The sequence below is a fragment of the Tritonibacter scottomollicae genome (genome assembly GCF_003003215.1).
GTDB lineage: Bacteria > Pseudomonadota > Alphaproteobacteria > Rhodobacterales > Rhodobacteraceae > Epibacterium > Epibacterium scottomollicae.
Genome location: NZ_PVUF01000001.1, coordinates 284383 through 308818 on the forward strand (window position 1 = coordinate 284383; position 24436 = coordinate 308818).

Sequence of the window (24436 nt, forward strand, 5' to 3'; positions counted from 1 at the left end):
CCCAATCTGGGCCAAGACGCACGCCAAAGATGCGCAGGCCGCCAACAGGAAAGGAAGCCAAATGAAAACCCGCCTGCGTGCGCTTTTCTGCGACCATCTCAGTATCATGCGCGGAAAATACCTGCCGCATTCCAAGATCGGAGACGATGACACCCGGTTCTGCCGCTCCGTCTTTGGCACGCACTACGACCGCGATCTGCTGGATGCGCCGGGATCAATGGTGAAACAGGGCCTGCCGGATATGGAGCTGCGCTGGCGCGGCGAGGAGATCCGCGACAGCTGGCATGCCTCGACCAAGATCGTGCTGGGCGATCTGTATGACGATGCGGGCGAGCTGCTCACGCTGTGTCCGCGGGGCGCGTTGAAGCGCGCGGTGGCGGGCTGGCAGGCTAGGGGGCTCACTCCCAAGGTGGGGATCGAGCTGGAAGCCTTTGCCCTGCAGCCGGACGACTATGGCCGGTTGGTGCCCTATGATGCGCCGGGTGGCGTGGTCTATGGCACCGGGCCTTTTGCGGACCCGTTGCGGTTCAACGACCGCATCTGGGCGATGGCGGACGAGATGGGCTTCTCGCTCGATATGATCACCGCCGAGTTTGACAGCCCGCAGTTCGAATATACGCTGACCTTTGACGATGCGGTGAAGGCAGTGGATGACATCGTGTTGTTCCGTCTGATGGCGCGGGAGATTGCGCTGGAATATGGCATCGTGCTGACCTTCATGCCCAAGCCGGTGGCGCAGGCCGGTGGCTCCGGCATGCATGTGAACCTGTCATTCACAGATGAGGCTGGCGGCAATGCGCTGTCCTCCGGGCCGCGTGGTGGGCCGGAGCACATGAATGATCTGGCGCGCGGCTGCCTTGCCGGGTTTCTGCATCACCACAAGGCCTTGGCGGGTCTGATCGCACCCACCGCCAACAGCTACATGCGCTTGCAACCCGGCAGCCTGTCGGGCTTCTGGCAGAACTGGGGCGGCGATCATCGCAACGTCACCACGCGGATCAGCTCCGAAGGCGGCGCCAAGGCGCGGCTGGAGCACCGGATGGCGGATGCCTCGTCGAACCCCTACACCACGGTGGCCGCGCTGTTGCAGGCGGCGCTTCTTGGGGTGGAGCAGGGCTATGCGCTGGGGCCGATGGAGACTGGCGACGGGTTTGATCGCACGGATACCCGCGAAAGCACCGCAATGACGTTGAAGGGCGCGGTGGCGGACCTGGAAAAGGACGTCGCGCTGACACAGGCCGTGGGGCCTGATCTGATCGCCAACCACGTCTACATGAAACAGAAAGAGGTCCGCAAAACCCGCGATCTGGAAGGGGATGCGCTGCGCGATTTCTACGTGCATTTCGTCTGACGGATTGTCTGAACTGAGACACAGATAGTGGCTCTTGCGCAGGCCCGCTGTGGCCTGCGCTTGCTTTTTCTCGCGCGGCAGCGCCAGAGTGTCGGCACAATCAACTCAGGCGAAATGAGCAGAACATGTCTGATACAGAAGTGACGTCCACAGCGGTGACGTCAGATGCAGCCCCGCTGGTGACGCAGGAGGTCGCGGCGACCTGTCTTGGCGTGAAGGTGCCGCAGTCACCCTTCTTGACCGAGACGCGGATCGAACGGATCAACGCGGCGCGCTATGAGGGCCAGGAGATTGCCGGAGCCCTGCATGTGGTGCGTGAAGACGACCGGGTGCTGGAGGTCGGCGCGGGCCTTGGCGTGGTGGGTGCGGTGATCGCGATGAATGCCAGGCCCGAGAAAGTGCTGTCCTTCGAGGCCAATCCGGAGCTGGTGCCGGTGATCACGGCCCTGCACGAGATGAACGAGCTGGGCGGTCGGGTGGAGCTGCGCAATCAGGTGCTTTTTGCCGGGGCGGACCGCCCAGAGACGATGGAATTCCATCTGCGCAACAGCTTTCTCGGCTCCTCACTGCTGAACGAGGGGGGGCGGCCCTCGCGGGTGGTCGAGATCCCGACCGTGGATATGGCCGAGGTGGTGGCAGAGCTACAACCGACCGTGCTGGTGATGGATATCGAGGGCGGCGAGTTGGCGCTGCTGGAGGCGATGGACCTCAGCCCGTTCCGGGCCATTGTGATCGAATTCCACCCGGAGGCCTATGAGGTTGCGGGCATGCGACGCTGCAAGTCCATCCTGCGGGACGCCGGGTTCCTAAAGGTCGACGAGATCTCCACCCGCACCGTTTGGACCTGCACTCGCGAAGGCGCGCCGTCCTGAGCCGCATACGCAACCGCGCCGCGCCAGCGGCGCCACCGAAAGACGCGCGCCCGAAGCCAAAGGCTTCGGGCGCGCCATGGTATCTGGTGGCCTCCGTACCCCGATGGGGCACGGAGGCAGTGGCGCCCGGCCGCCATGTCAGCTCACCGCCGCAAAGCCTGCATCAAGCGCCGAGAGAATCTGGCTCACATCCGCTTCGGTCAGCACCAGAGGCGGCGACAGGATGATGTTGGGGCCCGAGACCCGCACCATGGCGCCGTTCTGATAGGCAACTTCCTGAACCGTATTGATCGTCTTCTTGTCGATGGCAGCCTTGGTGGCGCGATCACTGACAAGTTCCAGCGCATTCATCAGCCCATGACCGCCGCGCACGTCGCCGATCAGGCCATAGCGTTCTTGCAGTGCCGCCAGCCCCTCATGTACCTGTGCACCGCGCGCCGCCGCATTTGTGGGCACATCGAGCCGTTTGGTCTCCGCCAGACAGGCCAGCGCCGCCGCCGCCCCAACCGGGTGGCCGGAATAGGTGTAGCCATGGCCGATGGCGGCCTTGCCGGTCTCATCCTTTTCAAACACCTCGACCAGACGTTCGGAGATCATCAGCGCGCCAAAGGGGAAATAGCCGTTGGTAATCGCCTTTGCTGTGCACATCATGTCCGGCTGCACGCCCCAGTGTCGCGATCCGGTCCAGGAACCGCAGCGGCCAAAGGCGGTGATCACCTCGTCGGCGATCAGCAGGATGCCATGCTTGCGGCATATCTCGGCCACTCCGGGCATGAAACTTTCATGTGGCGGGATCACGCCCCCGGCGCCCAGGATCGGCTCCATGATGAAGGCCGCAATCGTGCCGGCGCCCTGAAAGGCGATCTCGTCCTCCAGCGCGGCCAGACAGAGCTGCGCCAGCCGCTCCGGGTCGGTTTCGTTGAACGGGTTGCGATAGGTATAGGGCGCCGGGATGTGGTGGCAGCCGGCCAGCAGGGGTTCATAAGCGGTGCGGAAATTGGCGTTGCCGTTGACCGATGCACCGCCAAAATGGGTGCCGTGATAGCCCTTCTTCAGGCTCAGGTATTTCACCCGGGACGGCTCCCCGCGGACCTTGTGATATTGCCGCGCCAGCCGCAGGGCGGTTTCGACCGAATCGGATCCGCCGGAGGTGAAGAACGCGCGGCTGAGACCGTCGGGGGCGAAAAAGTCTCGCAGCTCCTCGGCCAGCTGGATGACCTGATCGTTGGTGGTGCCGCGAAAGATCGAATAATAGGGCAGCACATCCAGCTGTGCGGCGATCGCGTCCTTCACTGGCTGGCAGGAAAACCCGAGGTTCACGTTCCACAGGCCGCCCACAGCGTCGACCACCTCATGCCCGTCCACATCCTTGATGCGCACGCCAGAGGCGCCGGTCACGATGGTCGGCGGATTGGCGAGGCTGTCGCCGGGATGGGCCATCGGATGCCACAAGCTTCGGGCATTGTGTTCTTTCAGGAAATTGGCGTCGGGCTGATGTGCGGTCATGGGGCGGACTCCTTGTCGCGGCGCGGCCCTCAGGCCGCGATGTCGGTGGGAAACTCGGGCGGGCAAGCGCCGCCGATACGTTCGGTAAGGGCCAGACCGGCCAGACGCAGGGCACGGGGAATGGCGGTTTTTTGATCGTCGCTCATGCGGGAGGTCGGCGCGGCCACCGCCAGCGCCCCCAGCACCACTTGGTCCGGGCCAAAAATCGGCACCGCGTGGGAATGCACCTCCGCCTCGTAGCCGCCGATGGATTGCGCCAGCCCGCTGCGCTGGACCGCTGCCAGTTCGGCGCGGATGGCGACCGGGTCGGTTTGGGTCTGGGCGGTGCGCGCCTCCAGGGGTTGCGCCAGCACGGCGTCGACAAAGCCCGGGTCGGCAAAGGCCAGCACCGCAAGGCCGGAGGCGGTGCCGTGGAAGGTCAGCACCTCGGCGTCCTCCATCATCACCTTGGTGGCATTGCGCGGCGCATAGGCGTGGCTGAGGGATGCGAGCTGGTCCCCCTGCAACAGCGACAGGTGGGTGGTCTCGCCGGTTTCCTCGGACAATTCCCGCAGCACCCGGCGCGACGCCGACAGGATCGGCACGCTGGCCTCGCGCAGTGCTGCCAGCCGCAACACCTGCGGGCCAAGGCGGTAGGCGCGGTCGCCATCGACCTGTTCGACGAATCCCGTCGCCTGCAATTCGCTCATCAGCCGATAGACCGTCGCCTTGTTCATGCCCGACAGGCGCGTGAGGTCGCTCAGCCCGATTACCAGCCGCCCGTGGTTGAAATGGGTCAGCAAATTCAGTGCTTTGGAGACGGTTCCCATGGGTGATCGTAATCCTGATCTGCCAGATTTCTCAGCGCCTCTGACCCCGAGTGGAGGGCGCTCCTTCATTTTTGTTGACAGATTGACCCCATGGCTGTCAATCTAAATTCAAACCATCGGTTCGAATAATGAACCGACAGCGGCGACTACAAGCGAAGATCAACCGAGCGGCGGACAACGTCGCCATTTGACCAACGGCAACTTGAATGGCGAACAGGGAGACAGCCAATGACCGTGACATCTGTACTCAAGGGATGTGTGGCCGCAGCGGGCCTTGCACTGACAGCGGGAGCCGCTCTGGCGGAGTATCCGGAGAAACCCGTGAACTTCATCGTGCCCTGGCCGCCCGGCGATCTTGAGGACGTGCTGACCCGGATGATCGCCGAGGATTTCCAGGAGGAATACGGCGTCGCTGCCGCGGTGGTGAACAAGCCCGGCGGCGGTGGTGGGCCTTTCCCCGGTGCCATCGAGGTCGCCAATGCGCCGGCTGACGGCTATACCGTGGGATCCTTCGTGATCGGGGTGCCGGTGATGGGCCACCAGATCGACATTCCGCCGCTGACGCCGGAGAAATTCGACCCGCTTGGCATTTTCCTGACCTATCCCTTCGTCATCGCGACCTCGGGCGATGCGCCCTATTCCTCGATGGAGGAGCTGGCAGCGCATGCGCAGGACAATGACGTGGTGCTGGGCCATTTCGGCGATGTGCTGACGCCGACGCAGGTCACCAAGGCCTATGCCAAATCCGCCGGGTTCGAGTGGGGCGCGGATGCTGCCTTTGACGCGCTGGACTGCAATACGCTGGCGTCGGGCGATGCGGATGTGATCAACACCACGCTGCAACTGATCCTGCCTTGTCTGGACGATGTGAAGGTGCTGGTCTCCATCACTGACAGCCGCATCCCGCTGGTGCCTGACGCGCCGACGATTGGCGAGCTGAACCCGGACCTGGACATCGCGCTTTGGAATGGCCTGTTCGTGACCAAGGACACACCGCAGGAGGTGCGCGACAAGATCGTCGCCGTGGCGCAGAAGACCGTGATGAGCGACCGCGCGCAGGCGGTGGCGGCGGAAACTGGCGCGCTGGTCTATTGGCAGGATGCGGACACCAGCACCGCCCGCGTGGCCAATGACATCGAGACGATGGCGCGGATCAGCACCGCGCTGGAGTAACCTCCCCGAGCCTTCCGCCGGTGCCATCCCGCATGGTCCGGCGGATTTTTCGGCCTCATCTTCTGCAGACCTCTGCCCTCACACCTTCCCAGCCAGAGACCCCAATGCAAAGCGAACGTGAACGCAGATTTGCCGGCCCGCGCCGGGGACAGCTCTTGTTTGTGCTGTCGTTCCTGACCCTGTCGGTGCTGCTGTTGTCCCAGATCACTCAGCAGACGGCTTGGGTGAACAAGACCGGCCTTTTTGCCCAGCCCCGCTTCTGGCCCGCGGTGGGTGTCGGCGGCATGGTCTTTTGCACCGCGCTGCACCTGTGGCGGCTGCCGTTCCGCCGTATCGAGCGCGCCGACCTGCGCGAGGCGCTGCGCTGGGTGGCCGCGTTGGAATACGCGCTGTGGTTCATGGTCTACGTAATGCTGGTGCCGCTGATCGGCTACCTTCCGATGACGCTGATCTTCGTGCCGCTGCTGGCCTGGCGGATGGGGTATCGCAGCCCGCAGATGATGGCGATCAGCGCCGGGTTCGCGGTGTTTATCGTGCTGTTCTTCAAGGGTGTTCTGGCGGTGCGTATCCCCGGGGCGGTGCTCTATGACTATCTGCCGGATGCCTTGCGCAGCTTTGCCATCCTCTATCTCTGAGACTTTTTCCAAGGAAGACGCGCGCGCATGGACCTGATCCTTTCTGCCCTCGACATCCTGATGCGCTGGGACGTGGCGCTTGCACTGCTGGCGGGGTCGGTCGGCGGCGTGCTGATCGGCGCCATCCCCGGGGTCGGCCCGGCGGTTGCCATCGCGATCCTGCTGCCCGCGACCTTCTCGCTTGATCCCATCGTCGGGCTGACGGTGCTGTTGGGCATCTATGGCTCGTCCATGTATGGCGGTGCGATCCCGGCGATCCTGATCAACACCCCCGGCACCGCCGTCAATGCGCTGACAACATATGACGGCTACCCTATGACCGCCCGGGGCGAACCGCGCCGCGCCCTCAGTCTGGCCTATTCCGCCAGCTTCTTTGGTGGCGTGTTCTCGGTGATCTGCCTGATCCTGTTTGCGCCCGTGCTGGCGAAAATCGCGCCGCTGTTTGGCGCGCGCGAGATCTTCCTCGCCGCGCTGTTGGGCTTGCTGCTGGTGGTGGTGGCGCACCGGGGACAGGCGCTGATTGCGGGGGCGCTGGCCTGTCTCGGGATCTTTCTCAACACCATCGGCATGGAGCCGGTAAAATACACCCAGCGCTACACATTCGGCACGGATGTGCTGGGCTCCGGCATCAACCTGATTGTGGTGGTGCTGGGGTTGTTTGCGATCTCGCAGGCCTTTGTTCTGCTGACCGATGAAGACGAGAAAATCCGCCTCACCAAACTGCGCGGGGGCATGTTCCAGGGTCTGCGCGAGCTGGCGCGCCACCCGCGCGTGGCGACGGTTTCGGCGGGCTTTGGCGTTGTCATGGGCATGATCCCCGGTGTGGGCGAATTCACCGCGCAGTTCATGTCCTACACCTACGCGCAGAAATCCTCGAAACGGCCGCAGGATTTCGGCAATGGCTCCTCCGAAGGGCTGATCGCCGCCGAGACCGCCAACAACGCCGTACCCGCCGCCGCCATGGTGCCGCTTCTGGCGCTTGGCATCCCGGGCGAGGCGCTGACGGCGATGATGCTGTCGGTGTTCTACGTGCACAACGTGGTGCCCGGGCCGGGGTTGTTTCAGAACCAGATGGATTTTGTTGTAGCCCTTTATCTGGCGCTGCTGATCCTCAACGTGCTGGTGCTGGTCTTCCTGCTTGGGGCGACAAAGTCGCTCATTCAGGTGGTGCGCATACCCAACCGTTTTCTCGGCGTGGGCATCCTGACCCTCAGTTTCGTCGGGGTCTATTCCCTGCGAAACTCTGCCACCGACTGTTTCATGGCGGCGGGGTTTGGCCTGTTTGGCTTCGTGCTGAAGCGCCTGCAGCTGCCTGCGGTGCCGATCATCCTCGGTATGGTGCTGGGCGGCATTATGGAGGTGAAGCTGCGCGCCGCCATGGCGCGGGTGAAGACGCCCTTTGATTTCATTGATCGCCCGGTGGCGTTCATCCTGTTTTCCATCATCATTATCGTGCTTGCGACGCATGTCCTGCGCATCCGCAGGGAAGCGCGCGAGCTGAAGGAGGCCGAATGGCAGACCAAGACCGCATCAACACGCTTCGGCGCACTGCTATTGCGCCGCAGAACCTCTTTCTTGAAGGAGCATGGACGGAAGGTGAGGGCGCGCCATGCGAAGCTGCTTCGCCGATTGACGGATCTGTTCTGACCACATTGGCCACGGCCACGGCAGCCGATGTGGATCGCGCCGTGGCCTCCGGGCGGCGGGCGTTCGAGGATGGTCGCTGGTCAGGGCTGCCTCCAGCGGCGCGCAAGAAGGTGCTGCACCGGATCGCCGACAGGATCGAGGCCGAGGCGCTGGCGCTCACCGTTCTGGGCGTGCGCGACAATGGCACCGAATTCAACATGGCACTGAAGGCCGAGGCCGGATCGGCGGCGGGAACCTTCCGCTATTACGCAGAAGCGCTGGACAAGGTGGCAGGCGAAGTGGCCCCCACTGCAGCGGATGTGCTGGGGCTGGTACAGCGCGCGCCCGTCGGTGTGGTGGGCGCGATTGTGCCATGGAACTTCCCGCTGATGATCGGCGCATGGAAACTGGCGCCCGCGCTCGCGATGGGCAATTCGGTGGTGTTGAAACCGGCCGAGACCGCGTCGCTGTCGCTGCTCCGGCTGGCCGAGATCTGTTCGGAGTGCGGCCTGCCCGATGGGGTGCTGAACGTGGTGACCGGCCCCGGTGCGGTGACCGGCGCGGCGCTGTCCGAGCATATGGATGTGGATGTGCTGGTCTTCACCGGCTCTGGTGCCACGGGGCGACGCTTGCTGGAGGCCTCGGCGCGTTCGAACCTGAAACGCTGCTATCTGGAGCTGGGGGGCAAATCGCCCAATATCGTCTTTGCCGATGCCAAGGATCTCGATCACGCGGCCAAGGTCTCGGCCATGGGGATCTTTCGCAACTCCGGCCAGGTCTGTGTGGCGGGCTCGCGCCTGCTGGTCGAGGCGTCGATCCACGATGAGTTTGTGGCGCGGATTGTCGAACATGCCGAGGCGCTGAAGGTTGGCGATCCGCTGGATCTGGGCAGTCAGATCGGGGCGGTGAATTCCGAAACCCAGCTGGCAGCGAACCTCGATCACGTGGCGCGCGCCGTGACCGAGGGCGGCGATGTGCGCTGTGGCGGCGGGCGTATCCTGGCGGAGACCGGCGGCACCTATATGGCGCCAACTGTGGTGACAGGCGTGCGCGAACAGTCGAGCCTGTTCCAACGCGAGGTTTTTGGGCCGGTTCTGTCGGTGACGGGTTTTGACGGCGAAGAGGAGGCGCTGCGGCTGGCCAATGCCACCGACTATGGGCTCGCCGCCGGGGTCTGGACCCAGGACCTGTCCCGGGCGCATCGCTGTGTTGCGGGCATTCGGGCGGGCGTGGTGCATGTGAACACCTATGGCGGGGCCGACAATACGGTGCCCTTGGGCGGGGTTGGTCAGTCCGGCAATGGGCACGACAAATCCCTGCATGCGCTGGACAAATACGTCGATTTGAAAACCGCTTGGATACAGCTGTGACGGGAGCGCGATCCTAGCTGCGCGAGGACCGCGCGGCCTCCGGCGGAGGTATTTGAAAAAAGATGAAGACGGGCGCGGGAGGCGCCCGAGGGGAGGATGAGATGAGCGGTGAAAAGACGATTCTTGTGGCCGGGACCTGGGACACCAAGGATGATGAGCTGTCCTATCTGTCGGAGGTGATCCGGGGGCAGGGCGGTCAAGTGCTCAGCATGGATGTGAGTGTTTTGGGCGACCCCAAGGCGCCCACGGATGTGTCAAAACATGAAGTGGCGGAGGCGGCGGGCAGCTCCATTCAGGTCGCCATTGACAGCGGGAATGAGAACACCGCGATGCAGATCATGGGGGCGGGCGCGGCCGGGCTGGCGTTCGATCTGTGGCGCGCGGGGCGCATCCATGGTGTGATCGTGCTGGGCGGTACCATGGGCACCGATCTGGCGCTGGACCTATGTGGTGCGCTGCCGTTGGGGGTGCCGAAATATGTGGTCTCGACGGTGGCGTTTTCACCGCTTTTGCCGCCGGAGCGCATTCCGGCCGATGTGCAGATGATCCTCTGGGCCGGGGGGCTTTATGGGCTCAACGATATTTGCAAGGCCTCGCTCAGTCAGGCGGCGGGTGCGGTGCTGGGCGCGGCGCGCGCGGTGGAGACGCCGCGGTTCGAGCGGCCGATGGTGGGGATGACGTCCTTTGGCAAGACGGTGCTGAACTACATGGTGACGCTGAAGCCGGCGCTGGAAGCGCGCGGCTTTGATGTGGCGGTGTTTCATGCCACCGGCATGGGCGGGCGGGCCTTCGAGAGCCTCGCGGGTGCGGGCGCCTTTGCTGCGGTGATGGATTTTGCACCGCAGGAAGTGAGCAATCATCTGTTTGGCGGTCTGTCGGCGGGCGAGGGGCGGATGACCCATGCGGGCAAGGCCAGCGTTCCGCAGATGGTGGCGCCGGGCTGCTATGATCTGGTGGATTTTGTCGGCTGGCAGGAGATGCCTGCTGCATTGCAGGGACGGGAGTGTCATGCGCACAACCGTTTGCTGACCGCCGCCATGCTGGAGGCGGGGGAGCGGCGCACGGTGGCGCGCGCGATCTGTGAAAAGCTGGCAGGTGCGACGGGGCCGGTTGCGTTTTTCCTGCCCACCGGGGGCTGCAACGAATGGGACCGGGCTGGCGGAGAGTTGCATGATGCGGAGGGGCTTGCCGCATTCTGTGACGAGATGCGCCGCGCTGTGCCGGAGTCGGTCGAGTTGCAGGAGCTGCCCTGCCACATCAATGACAGGGACTTTTGCGAGGCGGTGCTGGCGCAGTTCGACGCCTGGTTGGCGGCTGGCATGATCTCTCGGTAAGGGCCGGAGCGCCCGGACTGGCCATCGAGGCCACCCCGGGCGCGATGTCTTCCCATTGGGGAAGACATCAGGGGCTGGACCTTGCAGGCAGGCTGGGCAACAGTCCCGCCGTGTTTCCGCCATTGAAGGACGCCGTGATGGCATTTGATCCAGATCCGCAAGACCCCCGCCATCGTCTGATATCCGATCCCGGCTGCCAGCAGCTTGTGGGTTACGACACGCGGTTCGATGCCACCGGGGCCTGCAGGGTGACGCTGGAGGTGGGGGCACAGCATCTCAATCGCCATGGCATCCTGCATGGCGGTATGGTGGCGACGGTGATGGATGTGGTCTGCGGCAACTCTGCGGCGCAATATTTCGATCCTGAGGGGCACGCGGCAGTGGTGACGGTGGCGCTGAACCTCTCCTACATTGCGGCGACCGGGCCGGGCCCGGTGACCGCTACCGCCGAGGCGACAGGGGGCGGCAAAAGCACCGCCCATGTGACGGGAGAGCTGAAGGATGCCGAAGGGCAGTTGTTGGCAACGGCAACGGGGATCTTCCGCCGCATCCGCAAGCGCTGATGCGCCGGGCCGTATGGCCCGGCGCCCGGCCCAACGGGGCGGCAGGCATTTTTAATGCAGGCCGGACGGGCGGGAGCCTCCCCCCCCCGGCGGGTCAGGCTTGATTGGCCTTTCTCAGTCTGCGGTCAGGACGCAGTTTAGGACACAGTTCAGGATCCGGTCGCGGCGGCGCGGATGTTGCGGATGTTGTCGCCATAGACCTGCGGCGTGTCGACGGAGCCGCCGCGGAACACCGCAGAGCCCGCCACCAGCACATCTGCGCCCGCCTCGGCCACCAGCGGTGCCGTGGTAGTGTCGACGCCCCCGTCGATCTCGATATGCACCGGGCGGTCGCCAATCATCTGACGCAGGGCGCGCACCTTGCTGGTCATATCGATGAATTTCTGCCCGCCAAAGCCCGGGTTCACCGTCATCACGCAGATGAGGTCGGTGAGATCCAGCAGATGCGCCACTGCCTCGGCCGGGGTGCCGGGGTTAAGCGCCACGCCTGCCTTCATGCCGGCGCCGCGAATGGCTTGCAGGGTGCGGTGAATATGCGGGCCGGCCTCCACATGGGCGGTGAGCACATCTGCCCCTGCTTCGGCATAGGCATCGATATAGGGATCGACCGGCGCGATCATCAGGTGCACGTCCATCACGGTCTTCACATGCGGGCGGAACGCTTTCACCGCTGCCGGGCCAAAGGTGAGGTTGGGCACAAAATGCCCGTCCATCACATCCACATGTACCCAGTCGGCGCCCTGGGCCTCGATGGCTTGGATCTCCTGGCCGAAATTGGCGAAATCCGCCGACAGGATGGACGGGGCAATCTTGATGGAACGGTCAAAGGTCATCGGCGGGGATCCTTGGCAGGGGGCAGGGAGGTGTGAGTCTGTAAAGACTGCGCGCGGTATAGCGCCTAGGACCGCTGCTGCACAGGGTGAGTCTGCGCCCGCCCGAGCGGATGACCCAGAGCCCCGCGCCATCCACGCGATAGAAATGCGGAGCAATGGGGCCAGATGCGCGGATGCGGCTGTCGCCGAGATCTTACCGCTGTGTCACGAAAATCGGGGCAAGTTACAAAAGTTTTATATCGATGACACAAATGATTTGGTGATCATGCGTAGGCAGTCGCGGAACCAAAGGGGGCCGCACGTGCTGCGTATCAACAAACTGACCAAGAGATTCGGCGACAAAACGGCTGTGGACGCCGCGACGCTCGATATCGACAAACCCTGCATGCTGGGCATCATCGGACGCTCGGGTGCTGGCAAATCCACTCTGCTGCGGATGCTCAACCGTCTTGGCGATGCGACCGAAGGGTCGATCACTTTTGAAGGCCGCGACATCACCAGGCTGAAGGGCAAGGACAAGCGCGCCTGGCAGTCGGATTGCGCGATGATCTTTCAGCAGTTCAATCTGGTGCCGCGCATGGATGTGGTGTCGAACGTGTTGCACGGAACGTTGAACCACCGCTCCACGCTGGCGACCATGTTCAACCTCTATCCGATGTCGGACATCCACAAGGCGATCGATATTCTCGACCGTCTGGGCATCGCCGATCATGCACCGAAGCGGGCCGAGGCCCTGTCCGGCGGCCAGCAACAGCGCGTCGCCATTGCCCGCGCCCTGATGCAGGACCCCAAGATCATTCTTGCGGATGAACCCATCGCCTCGCTCGACCCGATGAACGCACAAACCGTGATGGAAGCCCTGCGCCGCATCCACGAGGAAGACGGCCGCACCGTGGTTGCAAACCTGCACACGCTGGATACCGCGCGGCGCTACTGCGACCGGGTCGTTGGCATGCGCGACGGTCGCATCGTCTTTGATGGCCTGCCGGAGCAGCTGACCACCGGCGTTGCCCGCGAAATCTACGGCGCGGGCGCGGATTTCTCCGAGGCCGCCACCTCCACCGCAATCGAAACCCTGGAGCAGACAGAGGCGGTTCGCACCGCCGAAGCCTACGTTTGACCCTGACCCCTTTCATCATCCCGGGGCCAGTATGGTGTCGGGCCAACCCACAACCGGAGTATTCCACGATGAAACACCTGATCCTTGCCGCACTGGCCTCCACCGCCCTGACCACACCCGTCATGGCTGACGACATCTCTGAATTCCGCATCGGCATCCTCGGCGGCGAGAACGCCCAGGACCGTCTGAACTCCAACGAATGCCTGCGCGCCAAGACCGAAGAACTGCTGGGCGTTGAAACCAAGCTGTTCGCCCCTGCCGACTACAACGGCGTGATCCAGGGTCTGCTGGGTGGCACCATCGACATGGCATGGCTGGGTGCATCCGGCTACGCAAAGACCTATCTCTCCGACCCCGAAGCGGTTGAGCCGGTTCTGGTCAAGGTCAACGTAGATGGCGGGTACGGCTACTACTCTGTTGGTTTCGCGCATAAAGACAGCGGCATCGAGGCACTGGAAGACGTCAAGGGCAAGGTCTTCGGCTTCGGTGATCCGAACTCCACCTCCGGCTACCTGATCCCCTCCATCGAGATCCCGCAGGCCACCGGCTCCACCATGCAGTCCGGCGACTACTTCGGCGAAGTGAAATTCACCGGCGGCCACGAGCAGACCATCGTTGCGGTTGCAAACGGCGACATCGACGCAGGCGTGACCTGGGCCGACGGTCTGGGCAACTGGGAAGATGGCTACAACTCCGGCGCGCTGCGCAAGGCGGTTGATGCCGGCCTGATCGACATGAACGATCTGGTCCAGATCTGGCAGTCCAAGCCGATCCCCGAAGGCCCGGTTGTGCTGCGCAAGGCGCTGCCCGAGGACGTCAAAGTCAAGATGACCGCGCTGATGGCCTCCATGCCGGCGATGGACTACGACTGCTACTATTCCGTGGCAGCGGGTGAATCCAAAGGCTTCCAGCCGATCTCCCACGACGCCTACGAAGTCATCATCGAAGCCCGCAAGCTGAAGTCCAACTAAGCGCGCGTTTCCATGTCTTCGCGGGGTTCGGATCACGATCCGGGCCCCGCATTTTTGGCCCCTGGTCTGCGGCTGTCCCGCAGCGGACCCGGAACAGGGCCACACCCATGACCCAGGACGAATTTAATGGCTGATCTGACCGCTCACGCCCCCAGAACGGTGGATGAGATCCGGACGCAATATGCCGATCTCACCCGACGCAAGCGCCTCTATGGCGGGGTGCTTCTGGCATTGTTTATCGCGCTGATGGTGGCGGGCTTCCGCACCGCCGATGACCGCAACGCCGGCTCTTTTGCCGACGGCTACCAGCGGATCTTCGACTACCCGGCCGAGGTGCTGTCCGAAGCGGCAGAAAAGGCGGCGGAACTGCCCGGCCATATGGTTCATTTCTTCCCCGCCCTGATCGAGACCCTGAACATTGCCGGGGCTGCAACACTGTTGGGGGCCATCTTTGGCATTCTGCTGTCACTGTTGTCGACACGCGGCATGGCACCCTGGCCGGCGCTGATCCCGCTGTTTCGCCGGATCATGGACATTTGCCGCGCCATTCCAGAAATCGTGATTGCGCTGGTGCTGATCTTTCTGCTGGGCGGTGGTCCGGTTCCTGCAATGATCGCCATCGCCGTTCACACCGCCGGCGCATTGGGAAAACTGTTTTCCGAGGTGAACGAGAACGCCTCCCTGAAACCCGTCGAGGGGCTCAGTTCTACCGGGGCCTCTTGGGCCCAACGCATGTGGCTCGGGGTGATCCCTCAGGTGGGTCCGAACTACGTGTCCTATGCGCTTTTGCGATTTGAAATCAACATTCGCGCCTCTGCGATCCTGGGCTTCGTGGGCGCCGGAGGCATCGGCTACGAGCTGAAGAACTCCATGTCCTGGGGGCAGGGCAAATACGACGAGGCAGCAGCGATTTTTGTTCTGCTCTTCGCAACCATTGTTGTTGTCGACCAGATCTCCGGTTCGGTGCGCGATCGCCTGACCCACGGCAACCGGAAAGGGGCCACCGCATGACCACCATGGACCTCAACACCGGCCCGCTGAAGGGGCAGATGGATAAGCTGTTCCTGAAGAAGAAGCTGATGAACTTCGGCCTGCCTGCGGTCGTGCTGGCCTATTTGACCTATGTTTTCTTTTCCTTCGATGTGCTGGGCCTGTGGGAACGTGCATCAATGGAGAACGCCCGCACCTTGGTATCCGACACCTACAGTTACAAAACCCATGTCACCCGCGACAATCGCACGGGCGACGTGACCTATGCGGTTGAGGGCGAGCGCAAGGGCGAATACCCGGAGGGCATGAGCCCGGACTGGGTGACCCCGGCGGCTGCGGCGGGCGATACTACGGTGATCGACCTGACCGGCGGCCATGTGGTGCGCTTTGGTCCCGAGACCATCGAATACGATATTCCCGGCTACGGTCTGGTCTCCGCCACCCCCTCGCGCAGTCAGGGCGTGCAGGCAGTGCTACCCGAGGGCGAGGTGCCCGACTGGATCAACCTCTCCAAGAACCGGCTGGCGATCACCACCGATGCGGGGCGTCTGTCGGTAACCCGGAATCGCTCTGAAGTGTTTCGCTATTTCCTGGGGTGGGAATTGTTTTTCTTCACCCTCGACAGCCCCTATCACGGAGTCGGCATCGGGGAGTTGGCCAGTCGCGCGGTTTCTGGGGAGGCGGGTGCAATCTGGAACGACTTCTGGACCAACAAGATGTGGCGGCACAGCGATGTGGCCTGGGCCATCGGCGAGACCATCCTGATGGCGTTCCTTGGGACGTTTGGCGCCGGTCTGGTGGCACTGCCGCTGGCATTCCTCGGTACGCGAAACTTCATGCCGATCCGGGTCATACGATTTGCGACGCGGCGGGTGTTTGATTTCGTGCGCGGCGTGGATTCGCTGATCTGGACCGTGGTGCTGGCGCGCGCATTTGGCCCCGGCCCGATGACCGGCGCGCTGGCGATCCTGATCACCGATACTGGCACCTTCGGCAAGATCTTCTCCGAGGCGCTGGAAAACGTCGATGAGAAACAGATCGAGGGTGTCGCCTCCACCGGTGCCAAGCCAATCCAGCGCTACCGTTTCGGAGTGATCCCGCAGATCACGCCAGTGCTTCTGTCGCAGCTGTTGTATTTCCTCGAATCCAACACGCGCTCGGCCACCATCATCGGTGCAATTACCGGCGGTGGCATCGGTCTGCTGCTGACCCAGGCGATCATCACCCAGAAGGACTGGGAAGAGGTGAGCTATTACATCGTGCTGATCATCCTGATGGTGATGATGATGGACTGGTTCTCCGGCTGGCTGCGCAAGCGGTTGATCAGCGGCAGTGAGGGCGGGCACTGATATGTCGGCCTGAGCTTAGGGCAGGGCTGACCCCTGTCGGATCAAGGCCCTCGCCCTTCCGGGTGGGGGCTTTTACGCCGTCCACAGGTGCGAAACCCATGGCCTGACGGGCGGCGGTAAATTATACTTTGTCTAGTTGTATATTGAATCTCGACAAGTTCCGCACGGGCCAGTCAGAGCCGGACCCTTGCGGACGGAAAGCAGGCAAGACATGGCAAAACTCTCTCCGACAGAGCCGGTGATCCACCCCGGTTGCGACGTGGCGCACAGCAGCTTCGGGGCCTATACGGAGATCGGCGCAGGCACCCGCGTGGCCAACAGTCATTTCGGCGACTACAGCTATTGCGACCGCAGCTGTGACATCGCCAATGCGGAGATCGGAAAATTCGCCAATATCGCCAGCTTCACCCGTATCGGCGCCACTGATCACCCGATGGAGAAGGCCTCTCTGCATCATTTCCTCTATCGCTCGGCCAGCTATTGGGAGGACGCGGAGGATGATGCGGAGTGGTTTGCGCACCGCAAGAGCCGCCGCTCAAGCATTGGGCACGACACATGGATCGGCCATGGCGCGATGATCAAGCCGGAGGTGACCATCGGTAACGGGGCCGTGGTGGCCTCGGGGTCCGTGGTGACCAAGGATGTGGCACCCTACACCATCGTGGGCGGCAACACAGCGCGGTTGATCCGGCGGCGCTACCCGGAACCGGTCGCGGAGCGGATGATGGCGCTGGCCTGGTGGGAGTGGGATCATGCGACCCTGCGAGCGACGCTGCCGGACTTTCGGGCGTTGCAGGCAGAGGCCTTTCTGGAGAAGTATGAATAACGGACAGCGCAACGCGGGGACGGGGGCGCTCCCGCCTCCGCAGGTGCCTTGCCGGCGGCAAGCCCCCTTGGCGGAGTTGGGCCCGGCCGCGCGTCCCCATTTGGGGGACGCGCGGCGCTGCCACGCCCAACGGGCGTGGATCGTGGCAGCGATCCGGCGCCGGGCGGGAGCAGCCCCGTCGTGCGGTCGCGTCAGTCGTCGCCCACCGTCAGCGTCACCCGGTCACCGGCAAACCAGGTGCGCCCGAATTCGATCGGCACACCCTGCAAATCGTCTGAGATCCCCGTGGTGCGCAGGATCGGCGCACCTTCCGATGTGCGCAGGTGCAGGGCTTGCGTTGCGGTGGCAAGCTTTGCGGTGATCCGGGTTTCGCGACGGGTATAGTCCTCGACGCCGCAGGCCTTCAGCGCGGCGGTAATAGACTCATGCGCCTCCAGCGCCTCCATGATGCCGGGCAAGCGGTCTGCCGGAAACACCGTCCGCGCCAATGCGACCGGATGGTCATCCGCGTAAGACAACCCCTCATAAACCACCACCGGCGCCCCGGGCTCCAGGTCCAGGGCATCGGCTTCGCGCCCATCGGCGGCCAGCACCTCCAGCCGCAGCACTTTCTTGCTTGGCGCGCGGCCCGCGCGGCGGATGTTCTGGTGAAAACGGATGCGCTTGCCAACCGGGTAGTCAGTGGGTTTCGCCGCCACAAACACGCCCGCACCCCGGCGCGCATGAACTAGACCCTGCTGCGCCATATCCGCCAGCGCCCGGCGCACCGTGTGGCGGTTGACGCCAAAACGCTCGGCCAGCTGTGCCTCTGCGGGCAGCTTGGTGCCGGTGTCGTAGCGCCCCTGGGCGATGTCATCGGTCAGGGTGATGGTGATCGACTTCCAGACCGGAGTGCGAGAGGGGGATTTTGCCATGTCATCAAACCTTCACGATCAGGTGGCTTGCGCCGCAGAGGGCGACTCATGTAGTATTTGTCTAGTTGTATAGGACATGTAGACAATCCTGCCAAGGGGCGACCAGAGACATGACACAAGAAATAGCGCCAGAGGCACGCAAAGGCTGGATGAGCCTTTTGGCCTCGGCAGCGGAGGGCCGCCTTGTCGCGCTCTTCGACACATTGGAGGCGCAGCCTGACCACGACTGGCTGCGCGCGCCGGAAACCGGCGGCGTGATGGTGCGGGGGCGGACCGGCGGCACCGGCGCGCCTTTCAACCTCGGGGAAATGACGGTGACTCGCTGCACGCTCAAGATTGCCGACGGCACCGTCGGGCATGGTTATGTGCAGGGCCGCAGCAAGCGGCAGGCGGAACTGGCCGCCAAGCTGGACGCGATGATGCAGACCGAAGCCGCGGCAGAGGTCGAGGACAAGATCCTGACGCCACTGCGCCAGGAGAAAGCTGCCGCCCGCGACGCCCGCGCCGCGAAGGCTGCCGCGACCAAGGTTGATTTCTTCACCATGGTGCGAGGAGAGGACTGATGACCCAACTCGATATCTATTCCGGCGGTTTTGCCGATCCCGCAGTGGCCGCGGCGCATGGCTTTCGGGCCGCGATGGACGTAATGGCGCGTCCGGGCGAGATCCGCACCCTGACCGGGGGCGAAGCGCCCGAGGGCCTCGGCATCGCGGCCGCCAGCCTGCTGCTGACCCTGTGTGATCCGGAAACCGGCATTTATCTGGCGACGGATGTGGACAGCGCGGGCTTGCGCGGCTGGCTGACCTTTCACACCGGCGCGCCGATTGTCCCCGCAGCGGAGGCGGATTTTGCCGTTGGTGGCTGGGCCGCACTGATGCCGATCGATCAATACCGCATCGGCACCTCGGAATACCCGGACCGCTCCGCCACGCTGGTGGTTGAGGGGGGCGATTTGGCCGCCCCGAATGCGCGTCTCACCGGGCCTGGCATCAAGGACAGCGCCCAGATGTACCTGCCCGACGTGGCCCTGATGCAGCGTAATTCCATGCTCTACCCGCTTGGGGTGGATTTCTTTTTCACATCCGGATCGCAAGTGGCTGCCCTGCCACGGTCGAGCCAGATCCAGTCGGAGGGCTAAGCGCATGTATGTAGCCGTAAAAGGTGGCGAACGCGCCATCGACAATGCCCATGCCTGGCTGGCGGAGGAGCGCCGTGGCGACACTTCCGTCGCCGAGCTGTCACTGGCCCAGATCCGCGAGCAGCTGAAGCTGGCGGTGAACCGCGTGATGGCCGAAGGCTCGCTCTATGATCCCGACCTTGCGGCGCTGGCGATCAAGCAGTCGCGTGGCGATCTGATCGAGGCGATCTTTCTCATGCGTGCTTATCGTACCACGCTGCCGCGCTTTGGCACCTCACAGCCCGTGGAGACCGCCGACATGGCCTGCGACCGTCGCGTCTCGGCCACCTTCAAGGACGTGCCCGGCGGGCAGGTGCTTGGCCCGACATTCGACTACACCCACCGGCTGCTGGATTTCAAACTGGCCGCCGAAGGAGAGCTGCCCGAGGCCCCCAGTGGCACACCACGCCGCGAGCCAACCCCGCATGTGACCAGCTTCCTGCGTGGCGAGGACATCATCGAGGATCAGCCCGCCAGCGATGCCACGCCTAAGGACATCACGCGCGAGCCGATGTCCTTCCCTGCGGATCGCACCACCCGGTTGCAGACTCTGACCCGGGGCGACGAGGGGTTCATCCTCGGCATGGCCTATTCCACCCAGCGCGGCTATGCGCGCAACCACGCCTTTGTGGGTGAGCTGCGCATCGGCTCGGTCGCGGTGGAGATGGACATCCCCGAGCTGGGCTTTGCCATCGAGATCGGCGAGGTGGAGCTGACGGAATGCGAGACGGTGAACCAGTTCAAGGGCTCCAAGACCGAGCCGCCGCAGTTCACCCGCGGCTATGGTCTGGTGTTTGGCCAGACCGAGCGCAAGGCGATTGCCATGGCGCTGGTGGACCGGGCGCTGCGCTGGCGCGAGCTGGGTGAGGACGACGTCGGCGCCGCCGCGCAGGACGAGGAATTTGTCCTCAGCCATTGCGACAACATCCAGGCGACCGGCTTTCTCGAACATATCAAGCTGCCGCATTACGTGGATTTCCAGTCCGAACTGGAACTGGTGCGCAAGCTGCGCCGTGAGGCCGAGGCCGCGCGCGTGGCGGCCCAGCAAGCGCGGGAGGCGGCGGAATGAGCTTAATCTTCCCCGTCTCTATGGATTGCACCACCTCCGTAATGTCCCGTGCCGACCGCTACATCGATTGGATCTATCGAATTATGCGCTTTCGTTTGATCGCCTTTGGCTGGGGCGCTGTCAAAATCTCCTCGGCGAAATCTAATCGCCAACCGAACGAGACAATAGATCAACAGGAAAAAACCTCCTCCAAATGCGAAAGCCAATTTTTGTTCAAAACTCATTTGGGATCGCCCTCAAATGCAGGTCACAGAAATCCGGTAAGGGGTCGTTAACATGTCTGACTACAACTTTGCATACCTTGACGAGCAGACCAAGCGGATGATCCGTCGCGCGATCCTCAAAGGTCTCGCTATCCCCGGTTATCAGGTGCCCTTTGCCAGTCGCGAAATGCCCATGCCCTATGGCTGGGGCACCGGCGGCGTGCAGGTCTCTGCGGCGGCGCTGACGCCGGATGATACCCTCAAGGTGATCGACCAGGGCGCGGATGACACCACCAACGCGGTCTCCATACGCAAGTTCTTTGAGCGCACCGCCGGTGTTGCCACCACCGAGGAAACCGAAAAAGCCTCGATCATCCAGACCCGTCACCGGATTCCGGAGGCCACCCTGCGCGAGGATCAGATCATCGTCTATCAGGTGCCGATCCCGGAGCCACTGCGCTTTCTGGAGCCGCGCGAGACCGAGACCCGCAAGATGCATGCGCTTGAAGAATACGGCCTCATGCATGTGAAGCTCTATGAGGACATCAGCCAACATGGCTCCATCGCCACCTCCTATGCCTATCCGGTGAAGGTGGAAGGGCGCTATGTCATGGATCCGTCTCCCATTCCGAAATTCGACAACCCCAAGATGGAAATGGCCGCGATCCAGCTCTTTGGTGCGGGGCGGGAGCAGCGGATCTACGCGGTTCCCCCCTACACCAAAGTGGTCTCCCTCGATTTCGAGGACTATCCGTTTGAAGCCACCAAGGCCGACCATGCCTGCGATCTCTGCGCCGCCGAGGACAGCTATCTCGACGAGGTCATCATGGATGATGCAGGGGGGCGGATGTTTGTCTGTTCCGACACTGATTATTGCCGCGCGCGGCGCGAGGCGGGCCATGTGGGCCGTCTCGGCTCCGACGCACCCCTCACCACCGGACCGGAGGCCGCGTGATGCAATCTCTTTTGCAAGTCAACAACATCCAGAAGATGTACGGCCACCGGATCGGCTGCACCGATGTCTCATTTGATCTCTATCCGGGCGAAGTCATGGGTATCGTGGGCGAATCCGGCTCCGGCAAATCCACGCTGCTGAACTGCCTTGCCGGGCATCTGGAGCCGGACGCGGGCGAGGTGATCTTTGACACCCGTGATCGCGGCCCGGTCGATACCGTCACCATGTCGGAGCCCGAGCGCCGCATGCTCAGCCGCACCGATTGGGCCTTTGTGCATCAGCACGCCCGCGACGGGTTGCGCATGTCGGTCTCGGCGGGTGGCAACATTGGTGAGCGTCTGATGGCCGTGGGTGACCGCCACTATGGTCAGATCCGCGACCGTGCCGTCGACTGGCTCGACCGGGTGGAGATCGAGGAGAGCCGGGTGGACGACCGCCCCACGGCGTTCTCCGGCGGCATGCAGCAGCGTCTGCAGATCGCCCGCAACCTGGTGACCGGCCCGCGTCTGGTGTTCATGGACGAACCCACCGGTGGGCTTGATGTCTCCGTACAGGCGCGACTGTTGGACCTGCTGCGCGGATTGGTGCGCGAAATGGGGCTGTCGGCGATCATCGTTACCCATGACCTCGCCGTGGTACGCCTGTTGGCGGATCGCCTGATGGTGATGAAATCCGGCCATGTGGTGGAAACCGGCCTCACGGATCAGGTGCTTGATGATCCGCAACACGCCTATACTCAGCTTCTGGTCTCGTCCGTGCTGCAGGTGTGAGCAATGTTCCCTGCCTGCGCGATGATACAAGTTGCACGCGACAGCATTCTCTTCTTCCGTTGGAAAGGCTGGCTATGACCGCTTCTCACACTCCCATGATCGACATTCAAAATGTCTGCAAAAGCTTCACCCTGCACAATCAGGGCAGCGCCACCATTCCGGTGATGGAGGGCGCGACGCTCTCTGTCAGCCCCGGCGAATGCGTTGGGCTGGTCGGCGCCTCGGGCGCGGGCAAATCGACCCTCATGCGGCTCATTTACGGCAATTACCTCGCGGCCTCCGGTCATATCCTGATCGGCGGGCTGGACGTGGCGCAGGCCGAGCCGCGTGAAATCCTGGAACTGCGCCGCAAGACGCTGGGCTACGTCAGTCAGTTCCTGCGGGTGGTGCCACGGGTCTCCACGCTGGATGTGGTGGCAGAGCCGCTGCTGTCCGTCGGCACCCCGGTGGAAAAGGCGCGCGACCGTGCCGCATCGCTGCTGGCGCAGCTCAATATCCCCGAGCGTCTGTGGAGCCTCAGCCCCACCACCTTCTCCGGCGGCGAGCAGCAGCGGGTGAACATCGCGCGCGGGTTTGCCTATGACTATCCGGCGATGCTCTTGGACGAGCCCACCGCCAGCCTCGATGCGCAGAACCGCGCCACTGTGCTGGGCCTGATCGAGACCGCCAAGGCACGCGGTGCGGCGATCATTGGCATCTTCCACGACGAGTCCGCGCGCGAACAGGTCTGTGATCGGTTCATTGATGTGTCGGCCTTCTCTCCCAAGGTCGCCGCATGAGCGTGTCTGCCGACATGAGCCCCGCCAAAGGACCGGTGATCGCGGTTGTCGGCCCTTCGGGTGTCGGCAAGGACAGCGTGATGAGCGGCCTTGCGGTCGCCGATCCACGCCTGCGCAGCATGCGCCGCGTCATCACCCGCGCGCCCGACGCGGGTGGTGAAGACTATCAACCGGTGTCCGAGACCGAATTCGAAGCGCTGGTGCAGGCGGATGTCTTTGCCTTGCACTGGCGCGCGCATGGGCTGCGGTACGGCATCCCGCGCGACATCGAGAAACTGCGCATCGGCGCGTCCGGCGTACTGGTGAACCTGTCGCGTGCGGTGCTTCTGCAGGCGCAGGAGGTGTTTGACGACTTTCGCGTGATCTCCGTCACCGCCGACCCGGAGGTGCTGGCGCAGCGCTTGGCCGGTCGCGGGCGCGAGGATGCCGAGGAGGTGCAGCGCCGTCTGGCCCGTGCCAGCCTCGCTCTGCCGGACGGGCTGCGACAGGTCTATGAGGTGGACAACAGTGGCGCGCTTTGTGCCGCCATTGTCCAGGCTCAGGCGATCATTCAGGCCGAGAGGGCATAGCGTTGGATCAGGTGAAAGCGCCCATCCTCTGCCTCGCCCATCAGTGCCAAGTCGTTGATCACGAAGGGCTGAGGCAAAAGCGGCGCCAGCTCGGATGCGAGGTAATCCTCGACCTCGGGAAGATCGCCCTTGGGCAATTTGCCGGTGAGGGTGATGTGAAAGCGGAACTGGTCCAGCACGTAGGGGTAGCCCCATTCGACAAGGTTTGTGTCCTGCTCGGCACTGAGGCCCGCCGTGCGGCGTTTCGCGACCTCGCCCTCCGGTGCCGGCGCGCGAAAGGCATCCAGTTCGGTCACGCAGGCCGCTGCCAGCGCGTTCAGGGCGGTGACGTCCCCAACCGGGCGCAGCGCCAAAAACCGGCCCAGCCGGTCGATCTGCAATCCGTCCAGCGTGACGGGCGCACGGGTGGCGGCCAGCGCGGCGCAGGCCGCGCGCAACTGCGCCTCATTGGTACCATCCGCCAGACGCATCGGCGGCTTCATGGTCGCATGCAGCCCGTATTTGCGCGGCGTCGCGGTGATTGCCGCCACATCCAATGCACCGGCCTCAGGGGGGGCGGCCTCACGGCCCGCTTCCATATCCCAACCGAGCCAGCCGGTTGCCCATTTGCTCCAACCCGCATCGGCGGGCGGAGCGAAGTAAATCGCGTATCGCGTAAATGTCACATTGGCC

At 63.6% G+C, this 24436-nt stretch carries 25 protein-coding genes; 20 read left to right on the plus strand and 5 right to left on the minus strand.

What is annotated here, in order from left to right; translation table 11 throughout:
- Positions 1-61 precede the first annotated feature (61 nt).
- Complete coding sequence (locus CLV89_RS01430) at positions 62-1351, plus strand: type I glutamate--ammonia ligase (RefSeq protein WP_106161788.1); 1290 nt, start codon at positions 62-64, stop codon at positions 1349-1351.
- 125 nt (positions 1352-1476) lie between these two features.
- Entirely contained in the window at positions 1477-2223 is a 747-nt protein-coding gene (locus CLV89_RS01435) for an FkbM family methyltransferase (RefSeq protein ID WP_106161790.1), read from the plus strand.
- A 138-nt stretch (positions 2224-2361) separates the two neighbouring features.
- Here the strand turns inward: CLV89_RS01435 and CLV89_RS01440 are convergent, their stop codons facing one another.
- Positions 2362-3729, minus strand: coding sequence for an aspartate aminotransferase family protein (locus tag CLV89_RS01440; RefSeq protein ID WP_106161792.1), 1368 nt, complete (start codon positions 3727-3729; stop codon positions 2362-2364).
- 29 nt (positions 3730-3758) lie between these two features.
- Positions 3759-4538, minus strand: a complete 780-nt coding sequence (locus tag CLV89_RS01445) for an IclR family transcriptional regulator (protein ID WP_106161794.1) — start codon at positions 4536-4538, stop codon at positions 3759-3761.
- 228 nt (positions 4539-4766) lie between these two features.
- On the opposite strand from CLV89_RS01445, the gene CLV89_RS01450 reads away from it, so the two are divergent.
- The 6 genes from CLV89_RS01450 to CLV89_RS01475 all read left to right on the plus strand — a co-directional run bounded on the left by CLV89_RS01450 (position 4767) and on the right by CLV89_RS01475 (position 11239).
- Positions 4767-5711 (plus strand): tripartite tricarboxylate transporter substrate binding protein, encoded by a 945-nt coding sequence (locus CLV89_RS01450; RefSeq protein WP_106161796.1) that lies wholly within the window; start codon positions 4767-4769, stop codon positions 5709-5711.
- Positions 5712-5815: 104 nt separating this feature from the next.
- A complete protein-coding gene (locus CLV89_RS01455) occupies positions 5816-6346 on the plus strand; it encodes a tripartite tricarboxylate transporter TctB family protein (protein ID WP_106161798.1) in 531 nt (176 codons plus the stop codon).
- A 27-nt stretch (positions 6347-6373) separates the two neighbouring features.
- Entirely contained in the window at positions 6374-7993 is a 1620-nt protein-coding gene (locus CLV89_RS01460) for a tripartite tricarboxylate transporter permease (RefSeq protein ID WP_106161800.1), read from the plus strand.
- Positions 7900-9342 carry an aldehyde dehydrogenase family protein gene (locus CLV89_RS01465; RefSeq protein ID WP_106162301.1) on the plus strand — a complete coding sequence of 481 codons (1443 nt, stop codon included), beginning with the start codon at positions 7900-7902 and terminating at the stop codon, positions 9340-9342. The genes CLV89_RS01460 and CLV89_RS01465 overlap by 94 nt, the downstream gene beginning before the upstream one ends.
- Before the next feature lie 101 nt (positions 9343-9443).
- A complete protein-coding gene (locus CLV89_RS01470) occupies positions 9444-10676 on the plus strand; it encodes a Tm-1-like ATP-binding domain-containing protein (RefSeq protein WP_106162302.1) in 1233 nt (410 codons plus the stop codon).
- 137 nt (positions 10677-10813) lie between these two features.
- Entirely contained in the window at positions 10814-11239 is a 426-nt protein-coding gene (locus CLV89_RS01475; protein WP_106161802.1) for a PaaI family thioesterase, read from the plus strand.
- A 149-nt stretch (positions 11240-11388) separates the two neighbouring features.
- Here CLV89_RS01475 and rpe read toward each other — a convergent pair whose 3' ends face one another.
- Complete coding sequence (gene rpe, locus CLV89_RS01480; protein ID WP_106161804.1) at positions 11389-12072, minus strand: ribulose-phosphate 3-epimerase; 684 nt, start codon at positions 12070-12072, stop codon at positions 11389-11391.
- Between the two features lie 301 nt (positions 12073-12373).
- On the opposite strand from rpe, the gene phnC reads away from it, so the two are divergent.
- The 5 genes from phnC to CLV89_RS01505 all read left to right on the plus strand — a co-directional run bounded on the left by phnC (position 12374) and on the right by CLV89_RS01505 (position 17328).
- Complete coding sequence (phnC, locus tag CLV89_RS01485) at positions 12374-13192, plus strand: phosphonate ABC transporter ATP-binding protein (protein ID WP_106162303.1); 819 nt, start codon at positions 12374-12376, stop codon at positions 13190-13192.
- A 68-nt stretch (positions 13193-13260) separates the two neighbouring features.
- Complete coding sequence (phnD, locus tag CLV89_RS01490; protein ID WP_106161806.1) at positions 13261-14163, plus strand: phosphonate ABC transporter substrate-binding protein; 903 nt, start codon at positions 13261-13263, stop codon at positions 14161-14163.
- Between the two features lie 126 nt (positions 14164-14289).
- Positions 14290-15174, plus strand: a complete 885-nt coding sequence (phnE, locus tag CLV89_RS01495) for a phosphonate ABC transporter, permease protein PhnE (RefSeq protein WP_106161808.1) — start codon at positions 14290-14292, stop codon at positions 15172-15174.
- Positions 15171-16502, plus strand: coding sequence for a phosphonate ABC transporter, permease protein PhnE (gene phnE / locus CLV89_RS01500; protein ID WP_106161810.1), 1332 nt, complete (start codon positions 15171-15173; stop codon positions 16500-16502). The genes phnE (CLV89_RS01495) and phnE (CLV89_RS01500) overlap by 4 nt, the downstream gene beginning before the upstream one ends.
- A 211-nt stretch (positions 16503-16713) precedes the next feature.
- Complete coding sequence (locus CLV89_RS01505; protein WP_106161812.1) at positions 16714-17328, plus strand: LbetaH domain-containing protein; 615 nt, start codon at positions 16714-16716, stop codon at positions 17326-17328.
- A 191-nt stretch (positions 17329-17519) separates the two neighbouring features.
- On the opposite strand, the gene phnF is transcribed toward CLV89_RS01505, so the two are convergent.
- On the minus strand, positions 17520-18242 hold the full coding sequence (gene phnF, locus CLV89_RS01510; protein WP_106161814.1) for a phosphonate metabolism transcriptional regulator PhnF: 723 nt from the start codon (positions 18240-18242) through the stop codon (positions 17520-17522).
- A 110-nt stretch (positions 18243-18352) separates the two neighbouring features.
- Between phnF and phnG the strand changes: the two genes are divergently transcribed.
- The 7 genes from phnG (at position 18353) to phnN (ending at position 23764) form a co-directional block, all read left to right on the plus strand.
- Positions 18353-18805: a phosphonate C-P lyase system protein PhnG gene (gene phnG, locus CLV89_RS01515; RefSeq protein ID WP_106161816.1), complete on the plus strand. Its 453-nt coding sequence runs from the start codon at positions 18353-18355 to the stop codon at positions 18803-18805.
- On the plus strand, positions 18805-19380 hold the full coding sequence (phnH, locus tag CLV89_RS01520; protein ID WP_106161818.1) for a phosphonate C-P lyase system protein PhnH: 576 nt from the start codon (positions 18805-18807) through the stop codon (positions 19378-19380). The genes phnG and phnH overlap by 1 nt, the downstream gene beginning before the upstream one ends.
- 4 nt (positions 19381-19384) lie before the next feature.
- Positions 19385-20488, plus strand: coding sequence for a carbon-phosphorus lyase complex subunit (locus CLV89_RS01525; RefSeq protein WP_106161820.1), 1104 nt, complete (start codon positions 19385-19387; stop codon positions 20486-20488).
- Between the two features lie 276 nt (positions 20489-20764).
- On the plus strand, positions 20765-21646 hold the full coding sequence (locus CLV89_RS01530) for an alpha-D-ribose 1-methylphosphonate 5-phosphate C-P-lyase PhnJ (protein ID WP_106161822.1): 882 nt from the start codon (positions 20765-20767) through the stop codon (positions 21644-21646).
- A complete protein-coding gene (gene phnK / locus CLV89_RS01535) occupies positions 21646-22416 on the plus strand; it encodes a phosphonate C-P lyase system protein PhnK (protein ID WP_106161824.1) in 771 nt (256 codons plus the stop codon). The genes CLV89_RS01530 and phnK overlap by 1 nt, the downstream gene beginning before the upstream one ends.
- Before the next feature lie 74 nt (positions 22417-22490).
- The gene (gene phnL / locus CLV89_RS01540; RefSeq protein WP_394804989.1) at positions 22491-23195 is read left to right on the plus strand and encodes a phosphonate C-P lyase system protein PhnL; all 705 of its coding nucleotides are present in this window, start codon (positions 22491-22493) and stop codon (positions 23193-23195) included.
- A complete protein-coding gene (gene phnN, locus CLV89_RS01545) occupies positions 23192-23764 on the plus strand; it encodes a phosphonate metabolism protein/1,5-bisphosphokinase (PRPP-forming) PhnN (RefSeq protein WP_106161828.1) in 573 nt (190 codons plus the stop codon). Before phnL ends, phnN begins: the two co-directional genes overlap by 4 nt.
- Here phnN and CLV89_RS01550 read toward each other — a convergent pair.
- Positions 23746-24429 carry a DUF1045 domain-containing protein gene (locus CLV89_RS01550; RefSeq protein ID WP_106161830.1) on the minus strand — a complete coding sequence of 228 codons (684 nt, stop codon included), beginning with the start codon at positions 24427-24429 and terminating at the stop codon, positions 23746-23748. The genes phnN and CLV89_RS01550 overlap by 19 nt on opposite strands.
- Between the last annotated feature and the right edge of the window lie 7 nt (positions 24430-24436).

Bases quoted from the DNA above. Each gene is read 5' to 3' on its own strand.
- CLV89_RS01430 (WP_106161788.1), top strand. From the start codon at position 62: ATGAAAACCCGCCTGCGTGCGCTTTTCTGCGACCATCTCAGTATCATG.
- CLV89_RS01435 (WP_106161790.1), top strand. From the start codon at position 1,477: ATGTCTGATACAGAAGTGACGTCCACAGCGGTGACGTCAGATGCAGCC.
- CLV89_RS01440 (WP_106161792.1), bottom strand. From the start codon at position 3,729: ATGACCGCACATCAGCCCGACGCCAATTTCCTGAAAGAACACAATGCC.
- CLV89_RS01445 (WP_106161794.1), bottom strand. From the start codon at position 4,538: ATGGGAACCGTCTCCAAAGCACTGAATTTGCTGACCCATTTCAACCAC.
- CLV89_RS01450 (WP_106161796.1), top strand. From the start codon at position 4,767: ATGACCGTGACATCTGTACTCAAGGGATGTGTGGCCGCAGCGGGCCTT.
- CLV89_RS01455 (WP_106161798.1), top strand. From the start codon at position 5,816: ATGCAAAGCGAACGTGAACGCAGATTTGCCGGCCCGCGCCGGGGACAG.
- CLV89_RS01460 (WP_106161800.1), top strand. From the start codon at position 6,374: ATGGACCTGATCCTTTCTGCCCTCGACATCCTGATGCGCTGGGACGTG.
- CLV89_RS01470 (WP_106162302.1), top strand. From the start codon at position 9,444: ATGAGCGGTGAAAAGACGATTCTTGTGGCCGGGACCTGGGACACCAAG.
- CLV89_RS01475 (WP_106161802.1), top strand. From the start codon at position 10,814: ATGGCATTTGATCCAGATCCGCAAGACCCCCGCCATCGTCTGATATCC.
- rpe (WP_106161804.1), bottom strand. From the start codon at position 12,072: ATGACCTTTGACCGTTCCATCAAGATTGCCCCGTCCATCCTGTCGGCG.
- phnD (WP_106161806.1), top strand. From the start codon at position 13,261: ATGAAACACCTGATCCTTGCCGCACTGGCCTCCACCGCCCTGACCACA.
- phnE (WP_106161808.1), top strand. From the start codon at position 14,290: ATGGCTGATCTGACCGCTCACGCCCCCAGAACGGTGGATGAGATCCGG.
- phnE (WP_106161810.1), top strand. From the start codon at position 15,171: ATGACCACCATGGACCTCAACACCGGCCCGCTGAAGGGGCAGATGGAT.
- CLV89_RS01505 (WP_106161812.1), top strand. From the start codon at position 16,714: ATGGCAAAACTCTCTCCGACAGAGCCGGTGATCCACCCCGGTTGCGAC.
- phnF (WP_106161814.1), bottom strand. From the start codon at position 18,242: ATGGCAAAATCCCCCTCTCGCACTCCGGTCTGGAAGTCGATCACCATC.
- phnG (WP_106161816.1), top strand. From the start codon at position 18,353: ATGACACAAGAAATAGCGCCAGAGGCACGCAAAGGCTGGATGAGCCTT.
- phnH (WP_106161818.1), top strand. From the start codon at position 18,805: ATGACCCAACTCGATATCTATTCCGGCGGTTTTGCCGATCCCGCAGTG.
- CLV89_RS01525 (WP_106161820.1), top strand. From the start codon at position 19,385: ATGTATGTAGCCGTAAAAGGTGGCGAACGCGCCATCGACAATGCCCAT.
- CLV89_RS01530 (WP_106161822.1), top strand. From the start codon at position 20,765: ATGTCTGACTACAACTTTGCATACCTTGACGAGCAGACCAAGCGGATG.
- phnK (WP_106161824.1), top strand. From the start codon at position 21,646: ATGCAATCTCTTTTGCAAGTCAACAACATCCAGAAGATGTACGGCCAC.
- phnL (WP_394804989.1), top strand. From the start codon at position 22,491: ATGACCGCTTCTCACACTCCCATGATCGACATTCAAAATGTCTGCAAA.
- phnN (WP_106161828.1), top strand. From the start codon at position 23,192: ATGAGCGTGTCTGCCGACATGAGCCCCGCCAAAGGACCGGTGATCGCG.